Origin of the sequence: Lysinibacillus sp. YS11 (genome assembly GCF_002896375.1) — a bacterium.
GTDB classification, from domain to species: domain Bacteria; phylum Bacillota; class Bacilli; order Bacillales_A; family Planococcaceae; genus Lysinibacillus; species Lysinibacillus capsici.
Genome location: NZ_CP026007.1, coordinates 4,224,703 through 4,242,966, shown reverse-complemented (window position 1 = coordinate 4,242,966; position 18,264 = coordinate 4,224,703). Strand labels below are relative to the sequence as shown.

Sequence of the window (18,264 nt, the reverse complement as noted above, 5' to 3'; positions counted from 1 at the left end):
AATAGGAGCACAACCATGACAATTCAAAACATCAATCATTTATTGTTTTCAGTTTCTAATTTAGAGGAATCCATCACTTTTTATGAAAAAGTATTCGATGCCAAGTTGCTAGTAAAGGGGAACAGCACAGCCTATTTTGATGTAAATGGACTGTGGCTAGCTCTGAATGTAGAAAAGGATATACCCCGTAATGACATCCATCATTCCTATACACACATTGCCTTCACAATCGCTGAGGATGACTTTGATAAGGTGTATGACAGATTGGTGCAGCTAAAGGTCAATATTTTAGCAGGTCGGCAAAGAGATGAAAAGGATAAAAAATCAATTTACTTTACAGATCCTGATGGTCATAAATTTGAATTTCATACAGGAACTTTGCAGGATCGTTTGGATTATTATAAGCAAGAAAAGCAGCATATGGCGTTTTTTGATAACTAATTAAGGAGAGATTTTATGAATAAAGCGTTTATTTTTGATATGGATGGAACATTATTTCAAACCAATCTTATTTTAGAGCCTGCTCTCGATGCAACATTTGATGTGCTGCGGACAAACGGCTTGTGGCAGGGGGAAACACCTATAGAAAATATAGAGAAATAATGGGGGTTCCTTTACCTGTTGTGTGGGAAACATTATGTCCTATGCATGCTTTAGAGATACGAGAAGAGAGCAATGTATTATTCCATGTAAAGCTGATTGAGCAAATACGTGGACATAAAGGTGCTTTGTATCCAAACGCTGAACAAACCCTTGCAACATTGTCAGAGAATTATCCGTTATACATAGCGAGTAATGGACAGGTTGACTATTTACAAGCAATCGTCGAAACCTATCAGTTGGAGCGTTTTATAAAGGGAATCTATAGCATTCAAGCAATTGCAAGTGGGCATAAATCGGATCTGGTCAAAAGAGTTGTAGATGAAAATAAAATTGATTATGGAGCAGTGGTAGGAGATCGTTCTTCGGATATCCAAGCTGCACAGGACAATCAATTACTATCAATAGGTGTTCGCTTTGACTTTGCACAAGATAAGGAGTTAGAAAAAGCAGATATAGTAATTGATGATTTAACTGCATTGGTAAAGGTTACATTAGATTAACTTAAGAAAGTGTATCAAAATAAGGGATGATTTAGAGACAAACATTGCATTTCCTCACAAGAAGGCGTAAAATAATGCCAATCCTATAGAAAAAGCATTGAGAAGGAAAAGTAAATTGGATTAGCATTTTGTAGAGAGCCTCTGTTGGTGGAAATGAGGTAAGTGAACCCTTTTGAAAATGACCTTTGAGCTTCGTACCGAAAGCTTTTTAGCCAGTAGATTACGACGAGATGGGCACTCGTTACAACAGCGGCAGTATCTCTCTTTTTGAATGAAGACGTACTGATAGAGGCAAATAGTGTGAGCTATTTGTAAATATAGGTGGTAACACGGGTATACTCGTCCTAATCAGATTTGATTAGGGCGATTTTTTTTTACCATTTTTTCTGTGAGGGGAGCAATTTAGAATGACGATTGTTATTGGAGGCGCTTGGCCGTATGCAAATGGCTCTTTGCATTTAGGGCATGTTGCCGCATTATTACCAGGTGATATTTTGGCTAGATATTACCGACAAAAAGGCGAGCAGGTTTTATATGTATCAGGCAGTGATTGTAATGGTACACCCATTTCTATACGGGCCGCACAAGAGAATACAACGACAGAGGCTATAGCTAATCACTATCATGATGAGTTTACAAGATGCTTTCATGATTTAGGATTTACCTATGATTTGTACACAAGAACGGATGCGGAGCACCACCATGAATCCGTTAAGGCCCTTTTCTTACAGCTACTGGCTAATAATTTCTTATACAAAAAGAAAATTGAACAGGCTTACTGTGAGACGGATAATCAATTTCTACCAGATCGATTTGTCGAAGGTCTTTGTCCAAATTGTGGAGCGAAAGCAAGGGGAGATCAATGTGATAACTGCTCAGAAATTTTAGACCCATTGGACTTAATTGATAAGCGCTGCAAAATTTGTGGGAACGAACCTGTTATTCGGGAAACTGAGCACTTTTATTTTACCTTTAGTCAATTTCAAGGAAGGTTGGAGTCTTATTTAGCACAAGCAAAAGTCGAGAAACGTTGGCGTGACAATGCTTTAGGGTTAACGGAGCGATACTTGGCAGAGGGAGTTCCCGACCGAGCAGTAACAAGAGATTTACCGAATGGCATAGATGTTCCAGTGCCAGGTTTTGAAGGGAAAAAAATATATGTATGGATTGAAGCTGTAGCAGGGTACTTAACAGCAAGCTTAGAATGGGCAAAAGAACATCAAATAGCTATTGAAGATTTATGGAATGAAGAGACCATTTCATACTATGTACATGGGAAGGATAATATTCCATTCCATACAGTTATTTGGCCAGCCATTTTAATGGGAATTGGATCCAAGGCATTACCTACCCATATCGTATCTAATGAGTATTTAACATTAGAAAAACGCAAATTATCTACTAGTCAGAATTGGGCTGTATGGGTTCCTTATATTTTAAGCCGTTATGATGCGGACTCTATTCGTTACTTCTTAACGATGAATGCGCCAGAAAATCGTGATACTGATTTTTCATGGCGGGAATTTATTTATAGCCATAATGGCGAACTACTCGGAGCCTATGGCAATTTTGTAAACCGTACATTGAAGTTTATTGAGAAATCATTTGCTTGTCAGGTGCCACAAGCGGAGGTGGATAGCGACATTCGAAAACAAACCGTACAATTGTTTAATGAAGCGGGTGTTCTTATAGAAGGTGGTCATTTCAAGCAGGCGTTAGAATCCATTTTTGAGTATATTCGCGGTGCTAATCGTTATTTTGATGAACAACAGCCATGGCTACAGGTAAAAGAAAACGTAGAGGCAGGTAATCGTACATTAGCAACTTGCGTCTATATCATTGCGAATTTAGGACAGCTGCTGCATCCTTTCTTACCGTTTTCAGCAAAGAAAGTAAGAAATATGTTAGGTATAAATGAAATGATGTGGCATGAACAGGTAGATCTCCCTAAAGTCATTCGAGAGGTGACACCATTATTTGAACGTCTTGATATCGAACGAATCGATGAGGAATATCAAAAACTAGTTAGGGATAGTCGCTAGGATTGAAAAAGCAGTATGGCGCAAGAGCCATACTGCTTTGCTATTTTCATTTAATTCATAACAGGTGTTAATTTTGTCACTACAATGCTATTAATCGCATTAATATAGGCTAATGCACTTGCCTTAAGAATATCTGTATCTGCTGCTTTTGCAATATACTTTTCGCCTTCATGCTCAATCGTAATTTTTACTTTACCTAAAGCCTCTTTGCCTCGTGAAACACTATTGATATTATATTCCACTAGTTTTACATCCATATTTGTAATTTCTGCAATGGCTGAATAGAGGGCATCAATTGGACCAGAGCCTACTGCACTAGCTTTAAATACTTCGCCGCCTTTTCGAACCTTAACACTTGCTGAAGGGAAGCTTGTATTGCTGACGACTTGGAGATCATCAAAATCAAAGAATTGCTCACTATAATGTGTAGCATTTTTATTATTGGCATCATGTTTTTCATAATAGCTTTCAACAATAACATATAAATCGTGATCATATACTTCTTTCTTCGCATCGGCTAGCTTTAAGAATCCTTCGAAAATACCTTCAAATTCCTCTGTTGAAAGATTAGTAAAACCTAATTTTTCAAGAGCATTTTTCACTGCATGGCGACCAGATCGAGCTGTTAGTACTAGCTCCATATCATCAAGACCTACATCCTCAGGATGGACGATTTCATAAGCATCACGCGATTTTAACAAACCATCTTGGTGAATACCAGAAGAATGGGCAAATGCATTATCTCCTGTAATGGCTTTATTGACCTGTACATCTAAGCCCATAAAGCTAGAAACAAGACGTGAAGTATTCATAATTTCTTTTGTATTAATACGTGTTTCTGCATTGTAGACGGAGCTACGAGTTTTAAGTGCCATGACAACTTCTTCTAATGCAGCATTACCTGCGCGTTCACCGATACCATTGATTGTACACTCTACCTTATCTGCACCATTTTTAATTGCAGCTAGCGTATTAGCCGTTGCCATTCCAAGATCATTGTGACAATGAACGCTTAAAAGAACACTATCATCTAAGTTTTTCATACGGTCATTTAATTTAAAAATCATTTCTCCAAATTCCTCTGGCTCTGCAAAGCCAACCGTATCAGGAACGTTAATCATCGTTGCGCCAGCTCTCATAACAGCTTCAATTGTTTTCCAAAGATATTCAAAGTCAGAACGAGAGGCATCCTCTGTGGAATATTGAACTTGCGGCAATAATGTTTTAGCGTATTTCACAGCATCCACGCCAATTTGTAAAATTTGATCTTTTGACTTGCTGAATTTTTTCTCCACATGAATATCAGAGGTTCCTAGTACCATGTGAATCATCGGGTTTTGAGCATACTTCACAGCATTATAGACAGCATCAATGTCAGCCTTTACAGCACGTGCTAATGCTGTAATCATAATGTCGTTTGTATTGCCAACCTTTTCAGCTACAGCTTTGACGGCATCAAAATCACCTTGAGAGGAAGCGGGGAATCCAGCCTCAATAATATCGACACCTAATTTTTTCAGCTGCTGAGCGATCTCTACTTTTTCATAAAGATTTAGCTTTGCTCCAGGCACCTGTTCGCCATCACGTAAAGTTGTATCAAACACCCAAATTTTTCTTCCCATTTTCAAACACTCCTTTTTAGTGATTAGTATCTAAAATCTACACTTAGGCCAATAAGTCATTAAAAAAATAAAAAACCCGTCTCTATTTAAAAATAGAGACGAGTTTATGCTCGCGGTACCACTCTAATTGACCTTCTCTTTATAGAAAAAGTCCCCTTATCGACAGCTATCACTGTCTATCCTGTTAACGGAGGAAACCGACATCCCTTACTAAAAAGTTCAGGGAGTAGCTCATGGACGAGTTCAAAATGTGTGCCTACCGATTTACACCAACCATCGGCTCTCTACAAGTACACAAACACTTTTACTATTTCCAATCTTGGCCTGCAATGTGTTGTTGAAAGCAATATTACTTGGATATTAACTGCCTGTCAATAATATTCTAAAAATTTATTTAATTCTGTCTTAAGTAATGTCTATTTTATTAAAAATTTGATATTTGGTGAAGTGTAAAATAAAGTAGTGAAGAATGTATTTACTAGGAGAAAATGGTGAGTAGGGTTAGCATACGATAGGTAGAAAAATCATGATATTTTTCTTTGTATGAAGAAACTGCTCGTTTTCTATAAACCTAAAGAAAACGAGCAGTTTTTTATTCTACCTTAAAACGAGAGACTTGCGTGTGAAGTTCTTCTGCCATATTTGAAAGTGTTGCTGCTGAAGCAGCTACTTCTTCGATAGTAGCTAATTGTTCCTCGGAAGCAGAAGCAACATTTTGTAAATTAGATGAGGACATCTGTGCAATAGTTGCAATTTCATCAAAGGAAGCATAGATTTGCTCTGCACTAGAGGACATCTCCTCTGACACTGTCGTTGCTTCTTGGATTTGCATGGATACTTGCTCAATCAGCTCAACAATCTTAGAGAAACCTTCTTCTGCTACCTTCACTACTTGCATACCAATTTGAACCTCTTGAGTTCCAGTATCCATCACCGTTACAGCACGGTTTGTATCCTGCTGTATTTCAGAAATCAAGGTAGCGATTTGCTCAGCGGATTTTTTTGATTGCTCTGCTAGCTTTTTCACTTCATCTGCTACGACTGCAAATCCGCGTCCATGATCGCCTGCACGAGCCGCTTCAATGGCAGCATTAAGTGCTAATAAGTTTGTTTGTTCTGCAATATCAGTAATAATGCCAATGATATTACCAATTTCAATGGAATGCCCGTCTAGATTTTTAACAACACTTGCTGACTCTAAAACAGCCGTGTTGATTGTTGTCATCTGAGAGATAACACGATGTAAAGAATCATTCCCTTTCTTAGCCTCTGAATTTGTTTCGATTGCCAGTTCAGAAACAGCCGCAGTAGTAGAAGCTAATTGTTGTATACCCTTTGTCATGTTTTTCATTGCTTCTGAGCTTTCAGTTGCGTTTTTCCCTTGAGCCTCTGAGCCACTAGCAACCTCTTGAATAGAAGAAGTGATTTGTTCTGTAGCCTGTATAGTTTGCTCTGCACTAGCTGTTAACTCAGCAGCAGAGCCACTTACTTGTACAGTGTTTTGGCGCACATTCGTAATTAAATCCTTTAAATTTGTAGCCATTTGATTAAACGCAAGCGCTAGATCACCTACTTCATCACGATTCTTTATACGAATTTGTTCAGCTGTTAAGTCACCCTCAGCTATTTTTTTCGCAGCTTTAGCCATACCGTTAATTGGACGAGACATTAGACTACCAACAACCATAGCAATTATCAGACTTATGACAACAGCAAAGACTCCAAGAAGCATCATTTGGAGCTTGATGTCTTGAATTTGATTGGATGTAGCAGCCATTTTACCTTCTACATATTCATTTTGATAATTAGAAAGGTTTTCAACACGTTCATCGAATTGTTTAATAATTAAGCGTCCTTGAGTACTATCCAATTTTTCGTACTTCTCTGTTTCTCCAGCAGCTTTTAACTCAAACATACGATCTGCAAATTCTTGCACATTTTGCTCACTTTTATTAATAGCTTCAAGCATCTTAATTGATTTTTCTGAATCTAAAGTAGCCATTAATTCTTCAGATTTTTGTTTGAATTCCTCGCGTGAGGCTTGATTACTTTGAAAGTTTTGTTTGTCACCAAGTAGTAAGTAGCCTCGCATGCTGACAATTTCCTGTTTTGCAATCACCCGTAATTCCTGAATACTTATAGATTTAGTAGTTTGTTCCTCCAATAATGTACGATAGGTCTTATTTACAGAATCAAGCTGTTTTATATTTAAGCCGATTGTTGTAACGAGTACCAAAATAACTATAAAAAAACCGAGTAATAATTTCTTGTAGATAGTAAATCGCATAGTTGAAATATCCTTTCTCAGTAATTAGTAGAAATGTTACAAAATAATGAAATATGTATATATATCATTTATATCAGATTATATGAATTTTACAAAGTATTATGAGTATTTCTACAGTAATTAGCAGTTTGAAAATGGGTATAAATTATATATGAAGTAATAAAAAAAGTAGATTTTATCGCTATAATGCTACTAATAATAGGGATAATTAATGGTGCATGTTGAATATTAAGTCAATTTTCATAAATTTTGAAACTTTAATAGTAGTCATAACGTAGATGTAGTAAAGGAAAAGAACAGGGGTGGAGAAAATGTATAGGCCAATTTTAAAGTTACCTAAAACAAGATCAGAAAAGATATGGGACTATATTGGTGGTAGTATATTTATTTTATCCATCTTTTATATTATATTGGCATGGGGTAAGTTGCCTGATGAAATACCTGGTCATTTTAATGGATTAGGTGAGGTGGATCGATGGGGATCAAAAATAGAATTATTCATTCTTCCGTTCATCGGTTTATTTTTATGGATTGTTATGTGGCTGCTAGAAAAAGCACCTCATATGCATAATTATCCGTCACGTTTGGATGAAAGTAATGTAAAAGTATTTTATTTGAATAGCAGAAAAATACTAAATCAAGTAAAAAATATCTGTCTCATTTTATTTGCTTTTATATCGATTCAGATGGTTCGTATTGGTCTTGGTGAGGTAAATTCATTAGGATGGTGGTTCCTACCCATTGTATTGATAGGAGTATTTATCCCAATTATTAAAGGGTTTATAACAAGCTACAAAATAAAATAGTGAGACTCAAACGCTTAGGTTACCCTTAAGCGTTTTATTTTTGTGAAAAATTTTTATAGTGTGTCACAAATGGCTGTTGATTTCAGTTATATAGGCGAAGAAGGGAAGATATAAAAGATTTCTCCAAGTAACTCGATGACATTCAATAATATTTTTAAGATTTTTTATCTAGTGTCACAAACTTCTAATAATTTCAGTTATATAGATTGGAGAGGGGGGACAACATTGACTACACGAGAACCATCAAAAGAGCGAGCTGATATAGATATTCAATCAATCGTGGAGCAAGTTCAATCAGGGGACACGCATGACTATGCAGAAATCATTCGTTGTTTTCAAAAGCAAATTTATATTTATTGTTACTATATGCTAGGAACCAAAGAGGAGGCGGAGGATGCTTCGCAAGATATTTTTATTAAAGGACTAGAGAATATTCATAAATTTTCTTATACGGTTTCCTTATCGGCGTGGCTTTATAAAATCGCTCACCACCATTGTATTGATGTCATAAAAGCAAAAAATAGGGGCTATAAATTTTGGCTAAGTGTGAAGCGAGAACAGGTGGAGCAGACGCAAGCACCGATACCTGAATATGATGAGATGGTGCATAGGCTACTGGAAAACTTACATGTAGATGAAAAAAGGATTTTACTGCTTCGTTCTATTGAAGAATATAGCTTTGAAGAGATTTCTGAAATTATGGATATGAAACCAGCTACAATAAGAAAAAAATATGAACGATTACGCAAAAAATTAATAAAGGAAAATAAGTTAGGAGGTGGATTTTATGAGCATTCATTCAAAGCAGAAGGATAAAGAAATGGCACGAATAGAGCTGCTAATTCGAGAAACACCTGTAGAAATTGATTTGGTTGATCGTGTAATCAGTAAATATGAACGTAACGAGCAGCCACAAGTAGTAAAGCACCAGAAGAAATGGCACTATAAAGTTGCTTTTGCAACAGCCATGCTAGTTAGCTTACTATTTATTACATCATTTATTTCACCAACAATGGCTGCAACGCTTAAACAAGTGCCTGTACTATCCTCAATTTTCCGTCTCGCTGGTGATTTGGGGTTGCAGATGGCTGATGAAAAAGGACTTTCTACAAAACCACAGACAAGTGTGACACAGGAGGGGTTTACATTAAGTGTATCGGAAGTAGCGTATGACGGTACACGTGTTTCAATTGCTATTGAACGCCCCTATAAAGAAGATCAGAAAGAAGCTTTAATGGATTGTATCAGTAATTATAATTTGTTTATAAATGATGAGCCTATTAATTCTTTTGCTCCGAGTGAGTCCAATTCTATTAGTCGTTTTATGTACCCTGGTAAAGATAATGCTTCTGTTATTATTGAATTTTCGGATCTGAGAAATCAGGGGGGGAAGCCTTTCCCAGAGCAATTTGATTTAACCATTCAAGCTTTTGTCAAAGGTATAGAAAACCCCATTGAAATTGATATTCCTGTGAAAAATAAAGTGAAAGACTATGTAGCTTTAGCACCAAATATAAGTCGACAATATGACAATATTCATTTGACTCTTGAAAAGGTCAAGCTAACACCAGTTACAACAAGTATCACAACACGGATGGTTTTAACTGATAATTCAACGTTCACTGATAATTTAACACTACTAACAATGGGGATAGTTATTATTGATGAGCATGGTCGTGAAATTGAATTAATTGGAGGAAACGGTTGGAACGCTACCAATGGAAACATTCATCTTGATGATCTTCGGTACACTCCTTTTGAATCTGTTCCAAAAACAATAACCTTAAAACCCTATATCCATCTTTTCAAGGAAAACGAAAAAGGTATGTTTCAATTGGATAAAAACGGTTATCCGAAAATTCAATATATACCTGAACTAGAGATCACTATACCAGTTCAACCATAAAAATAATTGAGAAAGTGTAGTAAAAGCTCACTTTCTCAATTTTTATTTTTCTATATTTATATAAAGTAGATGGATATTCAGTTATACTAGCAAAACAAGGCTTTTGAATAATCTATAGTATATGGAGTATATATAAAGAATAAGTTTTCAATCCTAAGAAATAAAGGGGAATAGAAGATGGCAGTAACGTTAGTAAGGCATGATGTGAAGTATGCTGAGGCTATGCATGCGTTGTCTTCTATGCCACAGGTTCGAGATGCCCTAGGCTTACCTGCTGGCAAGGTAGAAGACACAATTCATTTTATTAAGCGTGAACGTATAGATGAAGAAGAAGGTAAGACCGTCCCTCGTGTGATTTTAGATGAGGAGGGGCAAGTCATTGGTGTGACATCATTAATGTTTATCGATCGTCATAAAAAGAGCTGTCATATCGGCTCTTGGCTTGGCTATCAATTTTGGGGGAAGGGCTATAATCTTGAAGCAAAAACGGCTATTTTAGATATTGCGTTTTTTGAGCTGGGATTATCACGTGTTTTTGCAGGAGCCCGAAAGGTTAATATCCGTTCACAAAAAGCACAAGAAAAGCTACCTTTTGTTCGATTAGGGGTGGAAAAAGATTATCCTGAGGAGCATTCGTGGTTAGAAGTGAAGGAAAAGCAACCATGTGTGTTAAATGTTTTTGAACGAGAAGATTATGTCCGTTATCGAACATCCCTAGAAAAGGTAGAAGGAAACCGAGAAGCCTTTTTACCTCAGCTTTTATTAGCTGATGAGAGTGAAGTGGCAGTTCGGAAATATTTAGATAAGGGTACATTATATAAAATTAATTGTGGAGAACTGTTGGTGGGAGTGGCATTAGTCATTCCTCAAACTAATACTACAATTGAATTGAAGAATATTGCTATTGTACCAAAGTATCAAGGGAAGGGAATAGGCAAAGAGATATTGCGACAGCTCACTGAAGAATGTCAAAAGGATGGTTATCAAACGGTATTAGTTGGAACGGCGAACTCAAGTATTGATAATATCGCTTTTTATCAAAAAGCAGGCTTTCGCATGGAGGCTATTGAAAAGGACTACTTCAGTCATTACCCAGAACCAATTTATGAAAATGGTATTCGTGCATTGGATATGATTTTCTTTTCAAAGCAATTATAAGCAAACTTCTAAAAAAAATACCCGTTCAACAAATGTTGAGCGGGTATTTTTATTTACCGAGCAGTAGAGCCATTAATTTTTCCTTAGAATGAAGGAAATCGTCCAAGGTGTATTGATCTAATACTTTCAAATAGGCTTGCAAAGCTTCATACAGTACACCCTTTAATTGACATTCTGGAGCTATTTTACATAGGTTATTTTCTTTATCGAAACATTCTACAAGATGAAAATCCTCTTCTGTATGACGAACAATTTCACCGATGGTAATGGTTTTTGGATCGATAGCAAGGCGAATTCCACCGCCACGTCCACGGATTGTTTCAATGTAACCTAATAACCCTAGTTGGTGTGTCACCTTCATTAAATGGTTTTTCGATATATTATAAGCATCTGAGATCTCTTGAATAGTCGATAATTGACCATCTTCCTTTGCGCCTAAATAAATAAGTGTGCGCAAAGAGTAGTCTGTGTATAAAGTTAAGCGCATCTAAACACCCTACTTTCTATAATTCAAAATAATTATAGCATTTTTACATTGAAGTATAATATCTACAACCTATTTTTAAAGATGTATTTAAAATACATTAATTATGTCTATTTTGTTAAAGATGTATTTTATATATTGCTTTAAGAGAATGAAAGCGTTATATTGTAATCACGAAAGGATGGTAAGCGATATGTTAAAACAAGAAACAATTCAAATTATTAAAGCGACAGTACCTGTATTAGAAGTTCATGGTGTTGAAATCACAAAGACGTTTTACAAAAATATGTTTCAAGCTCATCCAGAATTACTAAATATTTTTAATCACACGAACCAAGAACAAGGCCGTCAGCAAACAGCATTAGCAAATACTGTTTACGCTGCAGCAGTTCATATTGAAAACTTAGAAGCAATTTTACCAGCCGTAATGCTTATTGCACATAAACACCGTAGTTTAGGAATTTTACCTGAACATTACCCAATTGTGGGTGAAAACTTATTAAAAGCGATTAAAGAAGTACTTGGTGATGCAGCAACTGATGACATTATTGGTGCATGGGCCGAGGCTTATGGCGTTATCGCAGATATTTTCATTCAAGTAGAAGAAGAGTTATACCAAAAAACTGAGAACAATGGTGGTTGGCGTCTATTTAAACCATTGAAAGTGGCAAAAAAAGTTGTAGAAAGTGACTTAGTAACTTCTATTTATTTTGTAAATGAAGATGGATCACCACTACCAACTTATGAACCAGGTCAATACATCTCTATTCGAGTGAAAGTGCCAGGAGAAGAGTATTTAATGAACCGTCAATATACACTTTCACAAGCGAGTGCAGAAGATGGCTATCGTATTTCGGTGAAACGTGAAAGTGATCATACGCCAAATGGTAAAGTGTCAAATTATATTCATGATCAATTACAAGTTGGAGATTTGGTAGATGTAAGTGCTCCAGCCGGATTATTTGTGTTAGAAGAAACGGCTGCACCAATTACATTTGTAAGTGGCGGTATCGGTGTAACACCTTTAAACAGTATGCTGCAATCTCTAAATGATAATGCAGTGAATGAAGTGAACTTTATCCAATGTGCTCGTAATGAGAAGGTTGTAGCGTTCAGTGATGACATTCAAAAGAAAGTAAACGTCTTACCGAATGCATCCTATACAGCTTTATACTCTGATGAAGACAAGCTTATTACAAAAGAATTGCTGGCTGAAAAAGTAGCTGATAATGCAGATGTATATGTATGTGGCCCTGTAGGCTTTATGGAAGCGGTTATTAAAAATTTACAGGAAATTGGCGTGAAAGATGAAAAAATTCACTATGAATTCTTTGGGCCAGCCATGCAATTAGCTAAATAAAAATAAACTCCCTGCTATGAGTAATAACTCGTAGCAGGGTTTTTTGTTGAAATAATAAGGAAGCAGATAGATGAGGTTAAAGCGATAGGGAGAACATTGTAACTCGCAATTGCAGCATTTTAAAAAAGATAGAAGCTTTATGTTGACAACATACCTATAGGGGTATAATATAAATCTCGTAAGGAAGTTCAATCTATCGTTTGAAAGGGGGCATAACAGAATGGCGTATGGCTCAAACACTGCAAATCGTGTGAAACGTATGGAAGGTCAAATGCGGGGTATTTTACGCATGATGGAAGAAGGTCAAAGTTGTAAAGATGTGATTACACAGCTATCTGCCGTGCGTTCTGCTGTTGACCGGACGATTGGTGTCATTGTAAGTGAAAATTTATTAGATTGTGTATCGACTGCTGAAGGCAATGCTGAAAAAATGAATGCTGCTATCCAAGAGGCGATGGACTTGGTCGTGAAAAGTCGATAACTTGATATACCCATAATCGTATAAAAAGGAGGACTGGTCATATGGAAATATGGATTATTATCGCGCTTGTGGCAGCCTTTTTCGTTTGGCGAATGAAGCCAGCGAAGGGCGTTCAATCAATTTCTACAGCCCAATTAAAAGATATGCTGAATGATAAGGATAAGATATTTATCGATGTACGCACGCCTGCTGAGTATAAAGGTCGGCATATCTCGCAATTTAAAAATGTTCCGCTTGGGTCGAGCTTTAAAAACCTTCCGAAGGATAAAGAGATCATAGTTATTTGTCAGAGTGGTATGCGAAGTAGTCAGGCTTGTAACCAACTTAAAAAGCAAGGTTTTGAGCGTGTTTCTAATGTTCGTGGTGGAATGAGTGCATACTAGGAGGAGAAAAAAGTGAAAGAAATTACAGCAAAAGAAGTTCAACAAACGATGGAGCAAGGAGGGAAGCTGAATCTTATTGATGTGCGAGAGGTAGATGAAGTAGAGGCTGGCCACATCCCGGGCATTATTCATATCCCGCTAGGTTTATTAGAGTTTCGACTACCTGAATTAAATAAGAGGGAGTCGTATATTATGGTTTGTCGATCAGGTGGACGAAGTGCTCGGGCTACTCAACTATTAGAAAGTAATGGCTTTAATGTAACTAACATGATTGGTGGTATGTTAGCTTGGGAGGGAAAAGTACAGTAATAGGTTAAATCTATATTTTTTTGATTAAAATAATACCCTTATAGGTATATGGAGGTTGTGAAAAGTATGAAGGCGGATTTTCAGCTAGATGCCAAGGGTCTTTCTTGCCCGATGCCGATTGTGAAAACAAAAAAGCGATGGCTGATTTAGTAGATGGTCAAATTTTAGAAGTAGCTGCGACTGACAAAGGATCTAAAGCTGATATTGCGGCATGGGCTGAAACTGTAGGTCATCAGTATATTGGTACTTTAGAAGATGATGGTGTACTGAAACACTATATTCGTAAATGTACAAACGACCAAATAGAAGAAATGACGTTTGATCAAACAATTGATTTAGAGCAAATCACAAGTCGTAAAGGATTAATTCTAGATGTACGTGAGGAAGCGGAATTCGCTTTTGGGCATATTGCGGGAGCAAAATCGATACCAATGGGCGAACTGGAGACACGACTTTCTGAGCTTGATAAAGAGCAGGAGATATATGTTATTTGTCGTACTGGAAAACGCAGTGACATGGCTGCGCAAAAGCTGGCTTCACATGGTTTTACGAAAGTATTTAACGTCTTACCAGGTATGACATCCTGGTCAGGCGATTTAACAAAAAACATTTAAATTGGAGGAATTTTATTATGTCGAACAAAGTAGCAATCATTGCAAGTAACGGTGGTTTATTTGATGCGTATAAGGTATTTAATATCGCAACAGCTGCGGCAGCTTCTGAGAAAGAGGTAGCTATCTTCTTTACATTTGAAGGTTTGAATTTAATTCATAAGCAAGGTATGCATGCATTACCAATGCCAGCTGGAGCAGAACACTATGCTGAAGGGTTTACAAAAGCAAATGTGCCAGCTATTCCTCAACTAGTGGAAATGGCACAAGAATTAGGTGTGAAATTTATTGCTTGTCAGATGACGATGGATGTTATGGGTTTAACTACTGAAGATTTCATTGAGGGTATTGAAGTGGGAGGAGCCGTAACGTTCCTAGAATTCGCGAAAGACGCAGCACCGTCACTTACATTCTAGTGACCTACCTATAAAAGCGGAGAGGGCACCCCTCTCCGCTATAAAAAACATAAAAACAATACCAATGGGGGTAAAAGAGATGTCAATTCAAAAATGGAGCGCGTCACAAGTAGCTAAAAAGGTTATTCACAATGAAGAGTTGTTTATTTTAGATGTTCGTAATGCGGATGCATTCGAAGATTGGAAAATCGATGGACATCGTTTTGAGTACTTAAATATACCGTATTTTGAACTGTTAGATGGTATTGATAATATTTTACCGAATATCCCAACTGATAAAGATGTATTAGTCGTTTGTGCTAAAGAAGGATCGTCTTTAATGGTTGCTGAAATGTTAGCTGAGGCAGGTATTGAGGTTGCCTATTTAGCTGGAGGTATGAAATCCTGGAGTGAATATTTAGAGCCAATTAAAGTAGGTGATTTAACAGGCGGTGGTGAGCTTTATCAGTTTGTTCGCTTAGGAAAGGGCTGTCTGTCTTATATGGTCCTTTCTGAAGGTGAAGCAGCTATTATTGATGCTGTACGTTTTACAGATGTGTTTATAAATTTTGCAGAACATAAAAATGTCCAAATTAAACATGTTTTTGATACACACTTACATGCTGATCACATTTCAGGTGGGCGCCATATTGCAGAGATGACAGGCGCAACCTATTATTTGCCACCTAAGGACGCTGAGGAAGTTGTGTTCCACTATACACCATTAGTTGATGGAACGACTGTTCAAATCGGTGCATCAAAAATAGATGTAGGAGCTATCTATTCTCCTGGTCATACGATAGGCTCTACTTCATTTGTTGTTGACAGCAAATATTTATTAACAGGAGATATTTTATTTATCGATTCAATCGGACGTCCTGATTTAGCTGGCCTTGCTGATGACTGGGTTGGAGATTTACGAGACACGCTTTACAAGCGTTATCGAGAATTGTCTGATGAACTTATTGTCTTACCAGCACATTTTATGATTATTGATGAGCTGAGTGAAGATGGGACGGTTGCTAGACGACTAGGGGATTTATTTGTACAAAACCATGGATTAAATATTCAAGATGAAGAAGAATTTAGACGTGTGGTAACAGATGAATTACCTCCACAACCAAATGCTTATCAGGAAATTCGTCAGGTGAATATGGGGAAAATCACACCTGCGTTAGATGAGCAAACAGAAATGGAAATTGGACCAAATCGCTGTGCAGTACGATAAAACATGCTAAAGTGCAATGAGTATGCATGTATGCTTATTATATGTAAATTTCGTGAATTGAAGGCGCTCATCCTTCATGAAGATATAAAACAAGAAGAACCGGCAAAATCGCTTACAACTTTTGTCGAGTTGAAGGAGAATATGATGAAATCAAGTTTACAACTAGATGCAAAAGGCCTTTCTTGTCCAATGCCTATTGTGAAGACAAAAAAAGCAATAGATTCCCTAAAGTCTGGGGAAGTTTTAGAAGTTCAGGTGACAGATAAAGGAGCTTTAGCGGATATTCCTGCTTGGGCAAAAGCAGGAGGTCATATCATTTTAGATCAATCTGAAGAGGCTGGCGTTATTACATTTTTCATTCAGAAAGCATAGGGCTGATTGAGGGTTGTCTATTACAGTAGAACAACCCTTCTTTCCTTTTGTTGAATACAGCCAGAAAGAAGGAAAACTAAATGGATATTGCATGGATCTTAACCATTTTACTTATTGGTTTTCTCGGTTCATTTGTATCAGGGATGTTAGGTATTGGCGGTGCCATCATTAATTTCCCGATGCTACTATATATACCGCCATTACTAGGATTTGCGGCCTTTTCTGCACATGAGGTGTCAGGAATAAGTGCGATTCAGGTACTTTTTGCTGCTCTTTCAGGTGTTTGGGTCTATCGTAAAGGTGGGTATTTAAATAAATCACTCATTATCTATATGGGGAGCGCCATATTAGCAGGAAGCTTTGTGGGTAGCTTCGGTTCAAAATTTTTATCTGAGTCTGGTATTAACATGGTCTATGGAATCCTTGCATTGATTGCAGCTGTGATGATGTTCATACCGAAAAAGCAAATTGATGATAAACCGATGCAGGCTGTTACATTTAATAAACCATTGTCGGCCCTATTAGCTTTCGTTGTTGGTATCGGTTCCGGGATAGTAGGGGCAGCTGGTGGATTTTTATTAGTACCAATCATGCTTGTGGTCTTAGGAATCCCTACTCGTATGACCATTGCGTCAAGCCTTGCTATTACGTTTATCTCCTCAATAGGAGGAACTATTGGTAAATTAATGACTGGGCAAGTGGAATATTATCCAGCGCTCATCTTGATTGTAGCTAGTCTAATAGCTGCTCCTCTAGGTGCGAGAATAGGGGGCAAGTTAAATACTAAATTCCTACAAATTATTTTAGCGGTTCTTATATTAGCAACAGCTATTAAAATTTGGATGGATATATTATAAGGGGGTATGGTAATGAAAATTGAAGTTTTCTCTGATTTTACATGTCCATTTTGTTATATTGGCAAGCGAGAACTGGAACGGGCGATTGGCATCGCAGGCTATACAGGATTAGTGGAAATAGAATATAAAGCATTTCAAATAGGCCCAGATATCCCGAAAGTGAATGCACCCTCTTTTTATGAGGCGCTGGCTAAAAAGTATGATGTCACGCTAGATGAAGTGAAAGATATGGTCGAGGGTATAGCTACGAGAGCAACGGAAGTTGGTTTGCATTATGATTTTGCTAAGATGAAAACAGCGCATACAGAAAAGGCTCATCGTTTAGCTAAATGGACGCAGCAATTTGGTAAAGCGACAGCTTATACGGAAGCACTAATGGCTGGTTATTTTAAAGATGGTGAAGATTTGAATAAAGATGAGTTCTTATTAAAAGTTATTGCGCAATTAGATTTGGATAGAGAAGTTGCAGCGGGAATATTAGCTTCAACTGATTTTAGTGAAGAGCTAGACAAGGATCGCTATGAAGCACAGCAACTTGGCGTACAAAGTGTACCGTTCTTTGTATTTGAAAATCGTTATGGTATTAAAGGGGCTGAGCCGAATGAAGTGTTTGTGCGAACTTTGCATCAAGCTGCAGAAATAGCTGGTATTCAGCCAACGATAATGATAAATGGTAATGGAGAATCGGTATGTGCTGATGGACAGTGTAAACTATAAAAGACTTTAAAGGTGTCGAGTGCGTATGTGTACTTGACGCTTTTTTTTCGAACAAATGAATACTGCAAGAGGTATTAAGTCTTGTTTTCTGTGTTATAGAACAAAATAAAATGTATAATTTATCCTTTTTTATCATCTGAATG

At 37.1% G+C, this 18,264-nt stretch carries 18 protein-coding genes, 2 pseudogenes and 2 other annotated features; of the genes and pseudogenes, 17 read left to right on the top strand and 3 right to left on the bottom strand.

The window, feature by feature from the left end; translation table 11 throughout:
• The first annotated feature begins 15 nt into the window (after positions 1–15).
• From fosM to metG, 3 genes and pseudogenes are all read left to right on the top strand, one after another.
• On the top strand, positions 16–441 hold the full coding sequence (gene fosM, locus LBYS11_RS21225; protein WP_054549647.1) for a FosM family fosfomycin resistance protein: 426 nt from the start codon (positions 16–18) through the stop codon (positions 439–441).
• A 15-nt stretch (positions 442–456) separates the two neighbouring features.
• Positions 457–1,103: pseudogene (locus tag LBYS11_RS21220) on the top strand (HAD hydrolase-like protein).
• 88 nt (positions 1,104–1,191) lie between these two features.
• Positions 1,192–1,453 (top strand) — a binding site (T-box leader).
• 57 nt (positions 1,454–1,510) lie between these two features.
• Positions 1,511–3,145, top strand: coding sequence for a methionine--tRNA ligase (gene metG, locus LBYS11_RS21215; protein ID WP_054549645.1), 1,635 nt, complete (start codon positions 1,511–1,513; stop codon positions 3,143–3,145).
• Between the two features lie 50 nt (positions 3,146–3,195).
• On the opposite strand, the gene LBYS11_RS21210 is transcribed toward metG, so the two are convergent.
• Positions 3,196–4,767: a 2-isopropylmalate synthase gene (locus LBYS11_RS21210; RefSeq protein ID WP_036079516.1), complete on the bottom strand. Its 1,572-nt coding sequence runs from the start codon at positions 4,765–4,767 to the stop codon at positions 3,196–3,198.
• A gap of 91 nt (positions 4,768–4,858) precedes the next feature.
• Positions 4,859–5,097, bottom strand: a binding site (T-box leader).
• Between the two features lie 262 nt (positions 5,098–5,359).
• Entirely contained in the window at positions 5,360–7,054 is a 1,695-nt protein-coding gene (locus LBYS11_RS21205; protein WP_103118926.1) for a methyl-accepting chemotaxis protein, read from the bottom strand.
• Between the two features lie 311 nt (positions 7,055–7,365).
• Here LBYS11_RS21205 and LBYS11_RS21200 point away from each other — a divergent pair, with 311 nt between their 5' ends.
• From LBYS11_RS21200 to LBYS11_RS21185, 4 genes are all read left to right on the top strand, one after another.
• On the top strand, positions 7,366–7,860 hold the full coding sequence (locus LBYS11_RS21200; protein WP_103118925.1) for a DUF1648 domain-containing protein: 495 nt from the start codon (positions 7,366–7,368) through the stop codon (positions 7,858–7,860).
• A 225-nt stretch (positions 7,861–8,085) separates the two neighbouring features.
• Positions 8,086–8,676 carry an RNA polymerase sigma factor gene (locus LBYS11_RS21195; protein ID WP_103118924.1) on the top strand — a complete coding sequence of 197 codons (591 nt, stop codon included), beginning with the start codon at positions 8,086–8,088 and terminating at the stop codon, positions 8,674–8,676.
• A complete protein-coding gene (locus LBYS11_RS21190; RefSeq protein WP_103118923.1) occupies positions 8,648–9,766 on the top strand; it encodes a DUF4179 domain-containing protein in 1,119 nt (372 codons plus the stop codon). Before LBYS11_RS21195 ends, LBYS11_RS21190 begins: the two co-directional genes overlap by 29 nt.
• Before the next feature lie 177 nt (positions 9,767–9,943).
• Positions 9,944–10,924 (top strand): GNAT family N-acetyltransferase, encoded by a 981-nt coding sequence (locus tag LBYS11_RS21185; RefSeq protein WP_103118922.1) that lies wholly within the window; start codon positions 9,944–9,946, stop codon positions 10,922–10,924.
• Positions 10,925–10,973: 49 nt separating this feature from the next.
• Here the strand turns inward: LBYS11_RS21185 and LBYS11_RS21180 are convergent, their stop codons facing one another.
• Positions 10,974–11,411, bottom strand: a complete 438-nt coding sequence (locus LBYS11_RS21180) for an Rrf2 family transcriptional regulator (RefSeq protein WP_048394127.1) — start codon at positions 11,409–11,411, stop codon at positions 10,974–10,976.
• 190 nt (positions 11,412–11,601) lie between these two features.
• On the opposite strand from LBYS11_RS21180, the gene hmpA reads away from it, so the two are divergent.
• From hmpA to LBYS11_RS21130, 10 genes and pseudogenes are all read left to right on the top strand, one after another.
• Positions 11,602–12,768, top strand: a complete 1,167-nt coding sequence (hmpA, locus tag LBYS11_RS21175) for an NO-inducible flavohemoprotein (protein ID WP_054549641.1) — start codon at positions 11,602–11,604, stop codon at positions 12,766–12,768.
• A gap of 220 nt (positions 12,769–12,988) precedes the next feature.
• Positions 12,989–13,249, top strand: coding sequence for a metal-sensitive transcriptional regulator (locus LBYS11_RS21170; RefSeq protein ID WP_048394130.1), 261 nt, complete (start codon positions 12,989–12,991; stop codon positions 13,247–13,249).
• 41 nt (positions 13,250–13,290) lie between these two features.
• Entirely contained in the window at positions 13,291–13,632 is a 342-nt protein-coding gene (locus tag LBYS11_RS21165) for a rhodanese-like domain-containing protein (RefSeq protein ID WP_103118921.1), read from the top strand.
• A 12-nt stretch (positions 13,633–13,644) separates the two neighbouring features.
• Positions 13,645–13,941: a rhodanese-like domain-containing protein gene (locus tag LBYS11_RS21160; RefSeq protein ID WP_048394133.1), complete on the top strand. Its 297-nt coding sequence runs from the start codon at positions 13,645–13,647 to the stop codon at positions 13,939–13,941.
• A 48-nt stretch (positions 13,942–13,989) separates the two neighbouring features.
• A pseudogene (locus LBYS11_RS21155) lies at positions 13,990–14,555 on the top strand (sulfurtransferase TusA family protein).
• 17 nt (positions 14,556–14,572) lie between these two features.
• Complete coding sequence (locus LBYS11_RS21150) at positions 14,573–14,968, top strand: DsrE/DsrF/DrsH-like family protein (protein ID WP_048394137.1); 396 nt, start codon at positions 14,573–14,575, stop codon at positions 14,966–14,968.
• A 79-nt stretch (positions 14,969–15,047) separates the two neighbouring features.
• Positions 15,048–16,175, top strand: a complete 1,128-nt coding sequence (locus tag LBYS11_RS21145; protein WP_054549638.1) for an MBL fold metallo-hydrolase — start codon at positions 15,048–15,050, stop codon at positions 16,173–16,175.
• Between the two features lie 141 nt (positions 16,176–16,316).
• Positions 16,317–16,547: a sulfurtransferase TusA family protein gene (locus LBYS11_RS21140; protein ID WP_103119113.1), complete on the top strand. Its 231-nt coding sequence runs from the start codon at positions 16,317–16,319 to the stop codon at positions 16,545–16,547.
• Between the two features lie 80 nt (positions 16,548–16,627).
• Complete coding sequence (locus tag LBYS11_RS21135) at positions 16,628–17,404, top strand: sulfite exporter TauE/SafE family protein (protein ID WP_103118920.1); 777 nt, start codon at positions 16,628–16,630, stop codon at positions 17,402–17,404.
• Between the two features lie 12 nt (positions 17,405–17,416).
• Positions 17,417–18,121, top strand: a complete 705-nt coding sequence (locus LBYS11_RS21130; RefSeq protein ID WP_054549636.1) for a DsbA family oxidoreductase — start codon at positions 17,417–17,419, stop codon at positions 18,119–18,121.
• The last annotated feature ends 143 nt before the right edge of the window (positions 18,122–18,264 follow it).

Coding starts and splice junctions, on each gene's coding strand:
- fosM (WP_054549647.1), top strand. CDS start 16: ATGACAATTCAAAACATCAATCATTTATTGTTTTCAGTTTCTAATTTA.
- metG (WP_054549645.1), top strand. CDS start 1,511: ATGACGATTGTTATTGGAGGCGCTTGGCCGTATGCAAATGGCTCTTTG.
- LBYS11_RS21210 (WP_036079516.1), bottom strand. CDS start 4,767: ATGGGAAGAAAAATTTGGGTGTTTGATACAACTTTACGTGATGGCGAA.
- LBYS11_RS21205 (WP_103118926.1), bottom strand. CDS start 7,054: ATGCGATTTACTATCTACAAGAAATTATTACTCGGTTTTTTTATAGTT.
- LBYS11_RS21200 (WP_103118925.1), top strand. CDS start 7,366: ATGTATAGGCCAATTTTAAAGTTACCTAAAACAAGATCAGAAAAGATA.
- LBYS11_RS21190 (WP_103118923.1), top strand. CDS start 8,648: ATGAGCATTCATTCAAAGCAGAAGGATAAAGAAATGGCACGAATAGAG.
- LBYS11_RS21185 (WP_103118922.1), top strand. CDS start 9,944: ATGGCAGTAACGTTAGTAAGGCATGATGTGAAGTATGCTGAGGCTATG.
- LBYS11_RS21180 (WP_048394127.1), bottom strand. CDS start 11,411: ATGCGCTTAACTTTATACACAGACTACTCTTTGCGCACACTTATTTAT.
- hmpA (WP_054549641.1), top strand. CDS start 11,602: ATGTTAAAACAAGAAACAATTCAAATTATTAAAGCGACAGTACCTGTA.
- LBYS11_RS21170 (WP_048394130.1), top strand. CDS start 12,989: ATGGCGTATGGCTCAAACACTGCAAATCGTGTGAAACGTATGGAAGGT.
- LBYS11_RS21165 (WP_103118921.1), top strand. CDS start 13,291: ATGGAAATATGGATTATTATCGCGCTTGTGGCAGCCTTTTTCGTTTGG.
- LBYS11_RS21150 (WP_048394137.1), top strand. CDS start 14,573: ATGTCGAACAAAGTAGCAATCATTGCAAGTAACGGTGGTTTATTTGAT.
- LBYS11_RS21145 (WP_054549638.1), top strand. CDS start 15,048: ATGTCAATTCAAAAATGGAGCGCGTCACAAGTAGCTAAAAAGGTTATT.
- LBYS11_RS21140 (WP_103119113.1), top strand. CDS start 16,317: ATGATGAAATCAAGTTTACAACTAGATGCAAAAGGCCTTTCTTGTCCA.
- LBYS11_RS21135 (WP_103118920.1), top strand. CDS start 16,628: ATGGATATTGCATGGATCTTAACCATTTTACTTATTGGTTTTCTCGGT.
- LBYS11_RS21130 (WP_054549636.1), top strand. CDS start 17,417: ATGAAAATTGAAGTTTTCTCTGATTTTACATGTCCATTTTGTTATATT.